At 66.2% G+C, this 14087-nt stretch carries 11 protein-coding genes; 3 read left to right on the forward strand and 8 right to left on the reverse strand.

Features of this window, described 5'->3' with window-relative positions; all coding sequences use genetic code 11:
- Positions 1-32 precede the first annotated feature (32 nt).
- The 3 genes from FRC98_RS01960 to FRC98_RS01970 form a co-directional block, all read right to left on the reverse strand.
- A complete protein-coding gene (locus tag FRC98_RS01960; RefSeq protein ID WP_146979621.1) occupies positions 33-680 on the reverse strand; it encodes a hypothetical protein in 648 nt (215 codons plus the stop codon).
- Positions 681-847: 167 nt separating this feature from the next.
- Positions 848-2737 carry a penicillin-insensitive murein endopeptidase gene (locus tag FRC98_RS01965; RefSeq protein WP_146979622.1) on the reverse strand — a complete coding sequence of 630 codons (1890 nt, stop codon included), beginning with the start codon at positions 2735-2737 and terminating at the stop codon, positions 848-850.
- A gap of 4 nt (positions 2738-2741) precedes the next feature.
- A complete protein-coding gene (locus tag FRC98_RS01970) occupies positions 2742-3134 on the reverse strand; it encodes a RidA family protein (RefSeq protein ID WP_146979623.1) in 393 nt (130 codons plus the stop codon).
- A gap of 238 nt (positions 3135-3372) precedes the next feature.
- Between FRC98_RS01970 and FRC98_RS01975 the strand changes: the two genes are divergently transcribed.
- Positions 3373-6267 (forward strand): AAA family ATPase, encoded by a 2895-nt coding sequence (locus FRC98_RS01975; protein ID WP_146979624.1) that lies wholly within the window; start codon positions 3373-3375, stop codon positions 6265-6267.
- Positions 6268-6340: 73 nt separating this feature from the next.
- On the opposite strand, the gene FRC98_RS01980 is transcribed toward FRC98_RS01975, so the two are convergent.
- The 5 genes from FRC98_RS01980 to FRC98_RS02000 all read right to left on the reverse strand — a co-directional run bounded on the left by FRC98_RS01980 (position 6341) and on the right by FRC98_RS02000 (position 11641).
- Positions 6341-7195 (reverse strand): Rossmann-like and DUF2520 domain-containing protein, encoded by an 855-nt coding sequence (locus FRC98_RS01980; RefSeq protein WP_146979625.1) that lies wholly within the window; start codon positions 7193-7195, stop codon positions 6341-6343.
- Entirely contained in the window at positions 7192-7776 is a 585-nt protein-coding gene (nadD, locus tag FRC98_RS01985; protein ID WP_146979626.1) for a nicotinate (nicotinamide) nucleotide adenylyltransferase, read from the reverse strand. Before nadD ends, FRC98_RS01980 begins: the two co-directional genes overlap by 4 nt.
- Entirely contained in the window at positions 7769-8968 is a 1200-nt protein-coding gene (locus tag FRC98_RS01990) for an exo-beta-N-acetylmuramidase NamZ family protein (protein ID WP_146979627.1), read from the reverse strand. Before FRC98_RS01990 ends, nadD begins: the two co-directional genes overlap by 8 nt.
- Positions 8965-10362: a hypothetical protein gene (locus FRC98_RS01995; protein WP_146979628.1), complete on the reverse strand. Its 1398-nt coding sequence runs from the start codon at positions 10360-10362 to the stop codon at positions 8965-8967. Before FRC98_RS01995 ends, FRC98_RS01990 begins: the two co-directional genes overlap by 4 nt.
- A 214-nt stretch (positions 10363-10576) precedes the next feature.
- The gene (locus FRC98_RS02000; protein ID WP_283809632.1) at positions 10577-11641 is read right to left on the reverse strand and encodes an AAA family ATPase; all 1065 of its coding nucleotides are present in this window, start codon (positions 11639-11641) and stop codon (positions 10577-10579) included.
- Positions 11642-11951: 310 nt separating this feature from the next.
- Between FRC98_RS02000 and FRC98_RS02005 the strand changes: the two genes are divergently transcribed.
- The gene (locus tag FRC98_RS02005; protein ID WP_230467179.1) at positions 11952-12857 is read left to right on the forward strand and encodes a dioxygenase family protein; all 906 of its coding nucleotides are present in this window, start codon (positions 11952-11954) and stop codon (positions 12855-12857) included.
- Positions 12858-12974: 117 nt separating this feature from the next.
- Complete coding sequence (locus FRC98_RS02010) at positions 12975-13907, forward strand: hypothetical protein (RefSeq protein ID WP_146979629.1); 933 nt, start codon at positions 12975-12977, stop codon at positions 13905-13907.
- Positions 13908-14087: the final 180 nt, after the last annotated feature.

Consider the following 14087-nt stretch of genomic DNA (forward strand, 5'->3'; position numbering starts at 1 on the left):
GTCTCGGGGGGCCGGTGCGGGCTGTCCGGTGTTCAGTCGAGCTTGAGGTTCATCAGGTCGGCGATGATCGCCTCGCGCTTCTGGCGTTCTTCGGCGATGAGGTCTTCGACGGTTTTGGAGAGCGCCTCCTCATTGCGGGTGAGCCAGCCGAAGGAGGTGTCCAGGAAGTCGCCGGAGCCGACCAGGTCGATCTGCCACTGCTCGTCTTCGGTCTGGACCATGACGAACTCCTGCTGTCCACGAGTGACGACCAGGGCGGTGGTACCGTCTTCGGAGACGCGGATCTCGCTGACGCCGGAGCCAAAGACGATGGCGTTATCGTCGGGCATCCGGGCCATTGCAAAGACGTGCTCAAAGAGCTCGCGTCCGTTGCCTACCGTCGCGAGCAACTCGACGCCGGACTGGCTTCGGGCCAGGCGGTGGTCGGTCTGGGGCAGGTAGCTCTCGATGAGCTGGTTCATCTGCACCAGGCGATCGTAGCGCTCCTGGAAGTAGGCGCGAGTCTGCGGGTCGAAGCGCTCCCAGACCACGTCGGGCTGACCGGCGAAGAGGGCATCGCGGAAGATCGTGTAGGCGTCGCCCGGATCGGTGGGGTCGAGCTCCGAGGAGCAGGCCATCGCACCGAGTGAGAGGGTGAGCGCCAGCAGGGTGACGAGCAGGTTAGACGCGAGGCGTTTCAAGAGCAGACACCGAGTGCGAGGAGGGGTACAGGCGGGTGAGCGCAGGGCTCAGCCGGGCTTGCGCTTTGAGGCAATAAGCTGGGGAGAGTGTAGCCCCCGGGGGAGCGCCATGTAAAGGTGGGCGCCGGGCCAGGAGGCTCCCTCGAAAGGGTTAAGTGAGTGAACGCTCAGGAGTCGTCGTCGGAGGCGTAGGGGTTGTTGGGCCCGAGCGTGGTCAGGTGCGGCGGCATCGGGGGCAGTCCCATGCGTTGCCAGCGGCGCTCAAACCAGCGGCGCCAGTAGAAGTTGGCGTCATGGCGAGGCCAGCCCAGGCTCTGGGGCTCATTGCCGGAGAGGCGCATCAGGGTGCGCTGAGCGTTGTAGCTCAAGTGGGGATCTTCGGCGACGGCCTGGCAGAGCTCCCAGACGTAGCGCAGGCTGATCTCTTCGACTTGAAAACCTGCGATCTGGAAGCCGCGGGTCAGCCACTGATCGCGGGTGAGGCGGCGGTGCTCCTCGTACCAGGCGCGCCACAGGGCGGCCGGGGAGTCGTCGTCGGGGCGCGTGTCGAGGGCATGGGCGACGGCATTGAGATCGTGGTTGGTGAGGATGCGCAGGGCGTGTTCGATCTGGCGGCGCGTGATGGGGTCGGCCGGGTCCAGCGCCTCGATGAGGTCGGGGACCGGCGCCGGATCGTCGCGTCGGGCCAGGGCCTCGGCGGCGAGTGCAGCCAGAGGAAGTTGGCCTGCAGAGCCGAGATCGACGGCCTCGGGGCGTTTAAGAAGGCCGGCCAGCGCGAGGGTGGCGTCGGGATCGGCGGTGCGGGAGAGGCCGTGAATGATCTCGGCGATGACCCGGGGGTGGGTCTCAAAGTTGAGCCGGGAGCGCAGCGCCGGGAGGTGGCTGCCAAGGTCGGGGAGCGCGCGGGCGACGGCGGCGCGGACCCGGGGAGAGGGATCGTCGAGCAGGGGCAGGACCTTGCCGGCGGCGGAGCGAGCGCCGAGCAGCGCGAGTCGCTCGACGGCGGTCGCCCGGAGCGCGGGGGTGGGGCTGGCGAGGAGGTCGGTTGCGCGGCGCTCAGCCTCGCGGCGCGCGGAGAGGTCGGGGCGAAAGCCCGGGCCGCGTCGGCCGCGCTCCACACACCCGGAGGCCAGATCGAGCGGGGTGCAGTGGATGCGAAGATGAAAGTGATCGTCGTGAGGCAGCGCGCCGCCCGGTTGCACGAGCAGGGTGGCCGCGCGCTGCAGAAGTTCGCGGGGCGCGCCGCGGCGGCGGCCCTCGGCTAAGAGCATCGCGCGCAGCGGGTTGGAGATGAAGATGTATTGAAGCTCGGCTGCCTTTGAGCGCAGCAGGCCTTCGACGAGCGTCCAGTTTCGGGCGACATCGAAGTGCAGCATTTGCGGGGGCTGCGTCTCATCGATGGCGAGCAGGACCTGGCCCTGATCATCGAGGGAGAGAAGATCGTCGAGGAGCGCGGGGTTGCCCGCATCGTCGAGCATGAAGAAAGCGAGGTCGGCGTCGCGGCCGTTGTTGTGGCTCACTGAGTAGGGGATGTCGCCGCCGCCTTTGCGCCCGAAGTTGCCTAAAAAGACCACGCTGCCGGGGTGCTGCGCGGCGACGTGGGTGGCGGCGTTTTCGATGAGCGCGATCATCGGATCGGTGGTGTACATCAGCCCGCGGGTGCGCTGCACCGGGAGCACGGCCAGGTGCGGGTGAGGCAGGGGCAGAGGTCGGGCGTTGATCAGATGTCCGGTCACGACGTCGCCGACCGAGCGTGTGGGGGAGGCGTCTTCGTCGGGAAGATAGGGGAAGTAAGGATCGGAGGCGCCGACCTCGGGCAGCACCCAGAGCTCCGGGCCGGGCTGTGGCGGAGGGATATAAGGCGGCGGCTCGGGAGGTCGGGGCGCGGGCTCCACGACCACCACCGGCTCCGGCGCCGGGGGGCGCGGCGGCGGGGCGCTCTGGCAGGCCGAGAAGATCCACGTGAGACAGACCAGCGCCCCCGACACCCCGGCCGCGCGCAGGCGTCGGCCGGGGCTCCATGAGGAGCGCGAGAAGATGTGGGGGGCGCAGGTCATGTGCTCAGGCGGTGGGGGAGGCGGCGATCACGTCGATCTCGACGAGCACGTCTTTGGGAAGACGCGAGACCTCCACGCAGGCGCGCGCCGGCGGGTTCTCGTCGAAGAAGGCGCCGTAGATGGCGTTAACTTTCTGGAAGTCCTGCATGTTCTTCAAAAAGATCGTCGAGCGCAGCACGTGCGTGAAGTTAAGGCCGGCTGCGGCCAGGACGGCCTCCAGGTTGGCCATGACCTGCCGGGTCTGGATCTCCACGCCGCCCTCCACCAGCTCGCCGGTGGCCGGGTCCAGCGCGATCTGACCGCTGACGAAGTAGAGGCCGTTGTAGCCCACGGCCTGGGAGTAGGGGCCGATGGCCTGGGGGGCGTTTTCGGTGCGGACGATGATCTTCTCAGTCACGGTGACTCCATCTTGAGTTGGGGGGGCGAAAAAAGGAGGGGGCTCCGGCGGTGCTCCGCGCGGCGCAAGCTGGCAGAAGTATTGAGCAAGCTCGGGCCGCCCGCAAGGCCGGGCGATGTGAGTGCGGCGCAAAGGTGCTTTACCATCCTAAGGCGGCGGTGTTAGCTTCGCCCCTACCTGACGTGATTCACCATGAAGAAGTTGTTGAAATCTGTACCGCCCGGAGGCACGAGCAAGGATGAGTCTACCTCTGAGTCGCGAAGTGGGATCTGTCTATCAGCAGGCCCAGAAATTAGCGGAGCATCGTGGGGAGCCGGTCAGCAGCGGGCATGTGCTGCTGGCGCTCTTTGAGGTGCCCAACCAGGCGGCGACCTTTCTGACGGATCGGGCGATCTCGGTCTCACAGATGCGTCTTGCGCTGGAGCATGAGCGGGCTGAGCCGGCCGAGGTCATGTCGCGCGTGGGCGATCGCAGCCAGCGCCTGGCGTTGAGTGGCGGGGCCGAGGCGGTGACGAGTCTTCACCTGCTGGCGGCGCTGATCCGCGAGACGCGTGGGCAGGCCTACGGGCTGCTCTCGGCTTCGGGGGCAAATGTAGGGGCGATCCGCGCGGCGGTGATGAGTTATGCGACCTCCTCGCAGCCGGTGCCGCAGCGTTTTCAGCGAAGCGATGTGTTGCCGGCGTCTCGGCGCGGTGGACGAGAGGCGGCGGCCAGGCCGGTGGAGCAGTCGCTCACGCCGATCGGGCTGCATCCCTTCTTCAGCTCGGGTGGGCGAGGCGCGACCAGCGGTGCTGTGCCGCCGGCACAGATGCAGGTCGAAGAGGCGGAGGCGACGCTCGAAGAGCCCTCTTCACCGCAGCCGACTGCGACGCCGCCGCGAGCGCGCACAAGCCCCCGGGAGCGCGCCCCGCTGCGCGGGCCACGCTCCGGTCGCGGCGCGATCGACGCGCTGCGCGAGACCGGCGGGGGGCTCTCGCTGGATAACCACCCGGGCATCAACCGTGGCGGGAGGCCGCGTCAGGCGACGCGCCCCAACCCGGCGATTCAAGACGAGCAGCCGGAGCTGAAGGGTGACGCGCCTGCGCCGAAGGCTCCCGACGCCGGGGCGCCGGTGGCCGATGCGACCGACGACGCCCGGAAGACCGCACGCAGCCTTGCTGAGAGGCTGCTGGCCCGCGGGGGGCTTGAGCCCGTGGAAGACGCGTCGAGCGAGCCGGCGGAGCCGGCGCGCGAGGTCGTCGATGTCAGCCGCAGCTCGCCATACACCGAGATCGCTCGCCCCGACGAAGATCTTGCGGCACGCTACGCGCTGAGTGAAGACGACTTCCCCAACCTGGTGCGCTACGGCCGCAACCTCACCGAAGAGGCGGCGTTGGCCAACATCGACCCGGTGGTCGGGCGCGACACCGAGATCGCGCAGCTCATCGACATTCTGGGCAAGCGCCGCTCCAACAACCCGCTGCTCGTTGGCGAGCCGGGCGTCGGTAAGACGGCGGTCGTTGAGGGGCTGGCCTGCCGGCTGGCCGAGATGGCCCGCGGCGGCATCGCCTTTGGCGAGCGCGTGATCGTGGAGCTTGAGATGGGCCGGCTTTTGAGCGGCACCCATCTTCGCGGAAGTTTTTCGGAGCGCCTGCTGGGCATCAAAGACGAAGTCGCACGCGCCGGCGGTCAGATCATCGTGTTCCTCGATGAGGTGCATACCTGGATCTCGGCCGGGGCCAGCGGCGACGGCACCGACGCGGCCGGTGAGCTGAAGACGGCGCTGGCGCGCGGGAAGTTCCCGTGCATCGGGGCCACGACCCACGATGAGTACCGCAAGTTCATTGAGAGTGACCCGGCCTTTGAGCGGCGTTTTCAGACGGTGACGGTGGAGGAGCCCGATGAGGCCACCGCGCTGCGCATCATCGAGGGCGTTCGCACCCATTATGAGCGGCATCACGGGGTGACGTTTACGCCCGACGCGCTGGCCGCCGCGGTGGGGCTCTCGGTGCGTTATGTGCATGACCGGCAGCTGCCCGATAAGGCCATCGGCGTGCTCGACCTGGCCGGGAGCCGTGCGGCGCGCCAGGGCATCAGGGAGGTCGATCGCGAAGCGATTGCGCGGGTGGTCGCCGATGTGGCGGGCATCCCCGCCGACCGCCTCACCGGCAGCGACCGCGAGCGCTTTTTGCATATGGAGGCGTTCCTCGCCAGAGGCGTCGTGGGCCATCAGGAGAGCGTGCGCACCATCTCGGAGCTTATTCGCCGCAACTACGCCGGCTTCCGCAGCAAGCGCCCGATCGGCAGCCTGCTCTTCCTGGGGCCGACCGGCGTCGGTAAGACCGAGATGGTCAAGGTGCTGGCGGACTTCCTCTTCCATGACCGCGACGCGATTGTGCGCCTGGATATGTCGGAGTTTATGGAGTCGCACTCGGTGAGCCGCTTTATCGGCGCGCCTCCCGGGTACGTGGGCTACGAGCAGGGCGGCCAGCTTACCGAGGCGGTGCGCCAGCGCCCCTACCAGGTGGTGCTGCTCGATGAGATCGAGAAGGCCCACCCGGACGTGCTCAACCTGCTCTTGCAGCTCTTTGATGAGGGGCGTCTTACCGATGGTCGCGGCCGGCAGGTGGATTTTTCCAACACGCTCGTGATCATGACCAGCAACCTGGGCGCCGACGCCTTTGATGCGGCGCCGCAGGAGAGTCGCGGGGCGCGTATCGGGTTTGGGGCGCGGGCGCTGAGCCCGCGCGAGGAGACGCGCCAGCGCGACGGGCTGCGCGATGAGGTGCTCACCGCGGCCAAGGGGCATTTTACGCCGGAGTTGTGGAACCGCATCGACGAGCGGCTGGTGTTTATGCCGCTGACCCGCGAGGAGGTCGCGCGCATCGCCACCTTGCAGCTGGGCGACAGCCAGCGGCGCCTGTGGGAAGAGAGCGCGATTCGCCTGGAGTTCGACGACGCGGTCGTCGACCACCTCATCGCCAACGGCGGCTACGACGCTCGCCTGGGCGCGCGGCCGATGCGCCAGACGATTCAGCGCCTGGTCGAGGGCGCGGTCGCCCAGGAGATCTTGTCGGGGCGTGTGGTGCGCGGCGGCACGATTCGGGTCGTGGTCGATGGGGAGCGGCTGCGCTGCGAGACGCTGGCAGGATAAACGCACTCGCGGCGCCGGAGAGGCGCCGCAAGTGTGATCTTTTTGATAAAACGAGGGGAGCGCGCTTTTTTCGTCAGTCGTCTTCAGGCGGCTGCATCAAGCGTCGTGCGCGCTCGGTGAGAAGATCGTAGATCGCCAGCAGGTCGCTCTCATCGCCCAGGCTGGCGAGCGCCTGGCGGTGCTGCTCGATGGTGTGTTCATCGCCGCGGGCTACCGGGCCGCTGAGCGCGCGGGCGGGCGGGTTGCGGCTGAGGTTGTCGAGGCTTGAGCCCGCCAGCTCCACGAGCGCGGTGCGGGCGATGTCGGGATCGATGTGGGCCTGGGCGGCGATGTCGATCGAGGCGTCGATGAGGCTGACCAGGAGGTTGGCCGCGGTGACGGCGGCGGCGTGGTAGTAGGGTTTGGTCTGAGGCTCGATGCGCTGGGGGGCGATGCCCGCCGGACGCAGGAGTTCCTGGAGAAGTTCGACGGCGCGGTCGTCGCCCTCGACGCTCCAGAAGGTGCGGTGGAAGCGTTGCACCGCGCGCACAGGCTCGGTGATGGCCTGGAGGGGATGAAGTGAGGCGACGGCGCAGCCGGCCGGGGCCGGTCGGAGCTCGGTGCTGGCGAGGCTGCCGGAGGTGTGCACGAGCACCGAGCCGGGCGCGATGTGGTCGGCCAGCGCGTGGGCGGTGGTGGCGATGGCGTCGTCGACGACGGTCAGCCAGACCAGCGCAGGCTCATTGAGATGCGCCAGGAGCGCTTCGGGCAGGGCGCCGAAGGTGCGGGCACCCGGAGCCGGAGGGGCGGCGTGGGCTGCGGCCTCGGTGCGGTTCCAGGTCGCTTTGACGCGCGCGCCAAGCTGATGGGCGAGCAGGTGCAGAGCCTGCCCCACGCGCCCGTAACCCACGATGATCCAGGGCAAGTCGTCGGAGGTGGAGGTGCTCATGCGCAGTGCGTACCCAGGTAGAGCTGATGATGATCGATGATGTCGAGCACGTCGGCCGGGATCCAGGCGCGCACGCTCTCGTAGTCGCAGCGCGCCAGCGCATCGCGGATGATGGTGGAGCTGATGTCCGGGAGCTCCAGGTCGATCTTATCGGGTGAGGTGCCCATAGCGTGGCCGCGACGGCCCACGACGATGAGGTTGACCATCTCCATCAGCTCGTCCCAGCGCTTCCAGCGGTCAACTTCGCTTAAGATGTCGGCGCCAACCACCAGCGAGAAGCGGGTGTGGGGGTGGCGCTCCTTGAGCGCGCTGACCGTATCGATGGTGCGGCTCTCCCCGCCGAGCTCGCGCTCGATCTCCGAGATGCGAACATCGCGAAAGGGCGCGATCGCCGCCTGGCACATGGCTTTGCGGGCCTCAAAGCTGGCCAGGTCTTTGTTGAAGGCGTGCTGGTAGGTGGGAATCCACCAGACCTCGTCGACGGGCTGGGTCTGCAAGACCCACAGCGTGGCCAGGGTGTGGCAGACGTGCGGCGGGTTGAAGCTGCCGCCGAAGAGCGCGACGTGTTGGGGATCAGTCATGATAGAGCAAACACTCAGTGCGGCGGGACTCGAACTCGGCGCGGGCGGTGCGATTGGCCATGGCGAGTTCGCGAGGATCGACGCCGTCTTCCAGCGCCTTACGCTGGGCCGGGTCGCCCAGCAGAAGGTCGATGGCCAGGCGGTCTTTTACGAACTCGTAGGCCTGCTCGCGCCATTTAAAGTCGGAGCTACCCTGGGCGATGACGCCGGCGATGATCGCGTAGCTCAAGGTCAGGCTGCGCAGGCGACGCCGGTCGGTGATGTGAAGTTGCAGACCGCGGCAGGTCTGGCCGGCGTGTTTTTGAAACATCGGCCGAAAGGCGACCAGCCGGTAGGCGACGCCCTCCAACTTCAGGGATTCGAGGTAGGCTTTTAAGACCGGCGCGTCAACATAGGGAGCCCCTACGAGCTCAAAAGGGCGTGTGGTGCCGCGGGCCTCGCTTAAGTTGGTGCCCTCGATCAGGCACTGGCCCGGGTAGACGGTGGCGGTGTCCAGGGTGGGCATGTTCGGGCTGGGCATCACCCAGGGGAGCCCGGTCTGGTCGAACCACATCGCGCGCTTCCAGCCCCGGAGCTCGACGACCTCGAGCTCACACCGCCAGTCGGTGAAGCGGTTAAAGTAATGCGCGAGCTCGCCGGCGGTCATGGCGTGGCGGGTGGCGATGGGCTGCATGCCCACAAAGGAGTCGTAGCCTTCAAGGACGATGTTGCCCTCGATGTCGACGCCGTTGATGGGGTTGGGGCGGTCGAGCACCGTCACCGGAATCGACGCCTCACCGCAGGCCTGCATCATCAGCCCGATGGTGTAGACGTAGGTGTAGTAGCGCGCGCCGATGTCCTGAATGTCGCAGATGACGCGGTCGAGGCCCTCGAGGTGTTCCTGGCGAGGTTTGAGGCTCTCGAAGGTGTGGCCGTAGAGGCTGATGCAGGGGAGCCCGGAGAGCGGGTCGACGGTCTCTTCGACGACCTCCATATCCTGGGCCTCGGCGCGCACGCCGTGCTCGGGACCGAAGAGGCGCACGATGTTAAGTCCGGCCTCGCGCAGCGCCTCGATGGCGTGGTCAAGCGAGGCGGTGATGCTCGTGGGGTTGACCAGCAGCCCCAGCCGCTGGCCCTTGAGCGCGTTGAGACGCTCGGGCTCGGCCAGAAGACGGTCCAGGCCGGTTTGCACGACGGGGGCAGAGAGGGTCATGACGGAACATCCTCGGTGGGTTTTTCAGGTGCGGCATCGCGAGAGGGTTTGGAGGCGCCTCCCATCATCAGGGGCACGCCCTTGATTTGGGGGGAAGCACCGGAGGCGGAAGCGCCGCCCATATCACTCCAGTCGCCGGGGGAATCGTCATCGTCGGGCATGGCCTTGCCCTGCAAAAAGGCGCTCATCACGTTGAGGTAGTGGGCCAGGCTGGCCGCATCATCGTGGTAGCCTTCGTTGGGGAACTGATAGTCGCGGTTGCCGGAGATGACCTCCTGGACGCCCTGCTCGATTTGAGCGAAGCGACGGGTGTAGAGGTGCAGGCTGAGAAGCAGGAAGATCACACCGACGGCCAGCACACCGAAGCCCACACGAAGCGTCAGCGCCTTGGCGTGCTTCACCGGCGCCAGGGTGGTCTCCATATTGGCCAGGAGCACCATTCCGGAGCGCTCGTTCTGGTCCCTCGCCCGGTTGAAGTGGCGCACCAGGGCGCGGTAGGGCGTCTGGTTGATGGTGACATCGACAAAGCGTTCGAGATCATCGGTGGGCAGGTCATCGTCGGTGAAGAGCTGGTCGGCCAAAGCGCGCTGGTTGTTGGTGCTCAGCGTCGAGCCGTAGATGCGGCCATTGCGGAAGAAGGCCACCTCGGGCACCAGGGCGGCCTCGCGGGTGTCGGAGTCCGGGGTGTACTCGCCACTGGAGGCGCCGGCGAAGAGGCCCTGGCTGCGGCGGGCCACCCCGTCATTGACGAGGTTGCCCAGGATCACCGCGCCGACGGTCGCATCGCTACCCGGCTCGCGAAGCGGCGCGATGGCCACCCGGTAAAGCTGGCGGTCTTCGGTCGCGCTCCAGGACCAGTTCCAGGAGGCCAGGCGCGGCTCACCGCTCTCCATCACCTCAAGCACCAGGGGGAAGTCCCTGGCGACGTTCTCGCCCATCCAGTGAGCGAGGTTATCGCCCAGGGTCGCCACGCCACGGCCGGAGCGGTCGATGGCCATAAAGATCTCGTGGTCGGCCGGGCGGCGTTCGGCCAGCGGAAGGTCGAGGTTACGGATCCCCTCATTTTTGGGAGCGATAAACTCGGTGAAGCGGATCTGGTCGCGCTCCAGAAGTTTATGAACCTCAACGTGGCGCTCGTACTCCGCGTCGCCGGGATACTCGTTGATCATCGCCTGCTGCAGGTCGTCACGGGAGGCTACAAAACGCGCCTTCTCCAGCAGGGAGTATTCATCGAGCCTGCGCGACTTCTCGGCGATAAGGGCGGTGCGCTGCAAGGCGACGTCGCCGTCTTGCTGCAGCGCCGGTCCCAGGGTGTTTTCGATCACCAGGTAGGTCGAGGCCAAAAACAGCGCGACTAAGACCACGTAACCGAGGACGATTTTGAGTCGAAACATAGCGCGCTCCTGTAAGAAAAATGCTCCCAAAGCGGGGGGGCGAGTTCACAGGTTCTGTCGCCGGGGCCGGATGTCCGGGGTATGGCGAGCGTCGACGTGCGTATGAAAGGCCGTGCAGCACCGGGGGGGACGCGTCTGGCCCGATGTCTATCGGGGTGTTGATCTCCTCAAGTGTACTGGTGGCGCGCTCCCCCCGCAAGGTGGCATAAGGTGCTCAGGCGGTGGCCTGAGCGCGACGTTGATGCTCGCGGACCACCCAGTCGACGACCTTCTGGTAGTCGGAGGCGCCACGGCTGTCGGGCGCGTACTCAAAGATGGACTGGCGGTGCTGCGGGGCTTCTTTGAGACGGGTGTTCACGCGGATGGGCGGGAGCACCTTGTCGTGGAAGTAGCCTTTAAGGGTCTTGATGGACTCGTCGCTGATGTTGTTACGCATGTCGTAGAAGGTGGGCAAGATGCCCATGATGCTGATGGGGTGCAGCAGGACCTGGTTGACGTTTTTGAGCGTCTTCATGACCTGTTTGACACCGACGAGGCTCAAGAAGTCGCAGGAGACCGGCACGATGAGGTGGTCGGCAAAGGTCAGCGCGTTCATGTTGAGCAGCGAGAGGCTCGGGCCGCAGTCGAGCAGGATGAAGTCGTAGTCGTGATTCTCGTGCAGGACCTTGCGCAGAAGTTTATCACGACCCTCGTTTTTGCGAGCCAGGAAGATCTCGGCGCTGGCCAGGGTGTCGTCGCCCACGAGCACGTCGAGGTTGGGGCGGGCGTTGATGACGCACTGGTTGAGGGGACGCTCCTCGACCATCAGGTGGTAGAGGGTGTGTTTGCCTTCGATGCCCAGACTGATGGCCACGTGGCCCTGGCTGTCGACGTCGATGATGAGCACGCGGTGGCCGGCCAGGGCCAGGCCGCTCCCCAGGGCGACGGTCGTGGTGGTCTTGCCGGTGCCGCCTTTCTGGTTGAGCACGGCGATGCGCATCGGCCCGCGCTCGGTGTGGGTGCGGCGCTGGCGGTAGTCCTGGACGGCCGGGGTGCGGCAGGCCATCGAGCAGTAGTGGACCTGGCGTCCGTCGACGGTGGCCTGCTGAAACGCATAGGTCGGCACGAAGGCCTTATCGCAGCTGGAGCAGTGCACCTGGCCCTGCTGTTCGGTCTGCTCCTGACGGCAGGCCTGGCTGCAGTAATAGACCATCTCGGAGCCGCGACGCTCGATCTGGAAGCGAAATTTGACCAGAAACTGCTTCTCGCAGCTGATACAGGTTTTGAGTGCGGGAGCCATCAGACATCCTTGTCAGGTCCGTGTTGCGCCGGGGCGCGGAGTGGGGCGCCGCTAAAAAGTTTACAACGCAAGGGCGGGGACAATAACGCTAAACGATCGCAGGGTAAAGCGCGTCGCAGGGGGCAACTCCGCGGTGCGCAGGGGCAACGCAACATTCGGAATCAAGTACGTTAGTATCGTGTCTCCCAGAGTACCGGGAGGGCAGTGGTGTGAGACGTGCCGCCCCTCACACACTCAGACTTCAATCGCGCAGAGGCCGCCCATGGGACACCATCACGATCATAATAACGCGCTGAGTCGACGAGCATTTATGAACGCGTTGTTCGCCGCCGGAGCCGGTGTGGCGGCGGGGTGGGGAGCAGCCTGTTCGCCGCAGTCCCGCGGAGGAGCGACGACGTCGGAGCGTGACGAAGGGGCATCATCGCCGCTTAAGGCGGGAGGTGGAGAGCGTATGCCGGTGGGCTTTGTGGGGCATGGCGCACCGACCCTGGCCATCGACCCGGGCAAGGGTGGCGATCTTGCGCGCTGGTCGAAGAACCTGGCGCAACCACGCGCCATCCTGGCCATCAGCGCCCACTGGGAAGATGCGCCGGCGAGCGCCGGAACTACGCGGGTGCAGGATCTGATGTACGATTTTTACGGGTTTCCCGACGAGCTCTACCAGATCGCGTATCCTTCCCCCGGGGCGCCGGAGCTGGTGCGACGCATCGGGGCGCTGATGGGCGAGGAGATTCGGCAGGAGGATCGGGCGCTCGACCACGGGGTGTGGGTGCCGCTGTTGCATATGGCGCCCCGGGCCGATGTGCCCGTGCTGCAACTTTCTCTGCCCTCGCGCGAAGGACCGGAGGCGCTCTTTGAGCTCGGACGAAAGCTCGCGCCCCTGCGCGATGAGGGCGTCTTTATTCTGGGGAGCGGCAACGTCGTTCATAACCTGCGCCGGCTCTCCTGGGATGATCCGCAAGGCGTCTCACCGCCGGCCTGGGCGGCGGAGTTCGACCAGTGGGTACAGGAGGTCATCGACCGTGGTGCGTACGATGCGCTGGTGGACTATCGGCATAAGAGCCCGGGGCTGCGCGTGGCGCACCCGACCGAGGAGCATTTTCAGCCGCTGCTGGTGGCGGCCGGTGCGGCCAGCGTCAAGCGTGACCCGGTGAGCTATCCGGTAGAAGGGTTTGAGTACGGGAGTATCAGCCGGCGTTGCGTGCAGTTCGGCTGAGCTAAACACGGTAGGCCGAAAGGCAACGAACTTTCGAAGATTCCTTCCCACGATCTGCCTTCATGGAGTACGCTGCTGCGCACCATCCACTGTGAAGACATTTCTGGGAGTTGTACCGTGAAGTTTACGCGAAGCTGGATTTATGTGTGCGCCGCCCTGTGCGCGGGTTTGGTAACGTCGTCGGTGAGTGCCGAAGAGCTCGTCGAAGAGACGGTTGATGAGGAGCTGGTCGAGGAGCTGGTAGCGGAGGAGTCGAGCGCGCAGAAAGCTGACTTCGGCGGGTTTCACCTGAACTCTTCGCTGGCGATTCGCCCCCTCCCGATCGGGCTGGCGCTGCGGACCCAGGGCGGCTTTAAGAAGGGGCTCTTTGAGAGCGGCTCGCCACTGCTCTCGGGCACTTATGTGGATGGGGGAATCTCGACCTCGTTGAGTCCGGCGGCGTTCTGGGCGGGGCCCTATCTTGAGTTTTTGCCGGTGGCGGTGCTCAAGCTGAAGGTGAGCGCGAACTTCATGACTTATTTTGGCACCTGGGGATACCTCTACGTGCCGCAGGACGCCGCCCAGGACTGGAGCCTTGATGCCCTGAGCGCGTCGGCGGAGCAGGGGCTGGGGCAGTCCACCACCGGCATGATGGTGGAGGCCGAGGCCACCCCGCAGATGAAGGTGGGGCGGGTGGTCTTCCAGGCGCCGACGACCTTTGGCTGGATGAAGATGGACGTGGCTGACAACTTCTACGAGCCGATCTACGACCTCTTCTTTGCGCCGGAAGACACCTACTGGGTGACGCGTCCGACGCTGGGCTACATTCTGGGTGAGAACCCGGCGGAGAGTTTCCTGCTGCTGGGCGCGCGCTGGGAGCACACCTCGATCGCCAATTCCGGAGTGGTGCGCGACACGGTGGGCGTGCTCTTCAACTGGAAGATGCCCTCGCGTTATTTGAGCTGGGGTGATCCCTCGCTCTCGGGCTTCGGTGGTGTGCACGTCGACCATCCCAACCGCGGCGAGATCTCGCCATACCTGGGGATTCAGGTCGGGGTCACGATCAATTAACGCGTGCAAATCGTGGTTTGAAGCTCTGCGCTCCGCAGGTTTTCGGGGGTGCAGAGGGCTGCAAGCAGGCCGGGCACCGTGAGGTGCCCGGCCTGCTGTGCTCTGGGGAGCAGGGTAATGCCGGTCGGCCGTCGCTCTCCAGGCTGTTGCTGTTGCAGCATAACGTACGGGGCGGGCGGG

It is taken from the genome of Lujinxingia vulgaris, from assembly GCF_007997015.1.
GTDB classification, from domain to species: Bacteria; Myxococcota_A; Bradymonadia; order Bradymonadales; family Bradymonadaceae; genus Lujinxingia; species Lujinxingia vulgaris.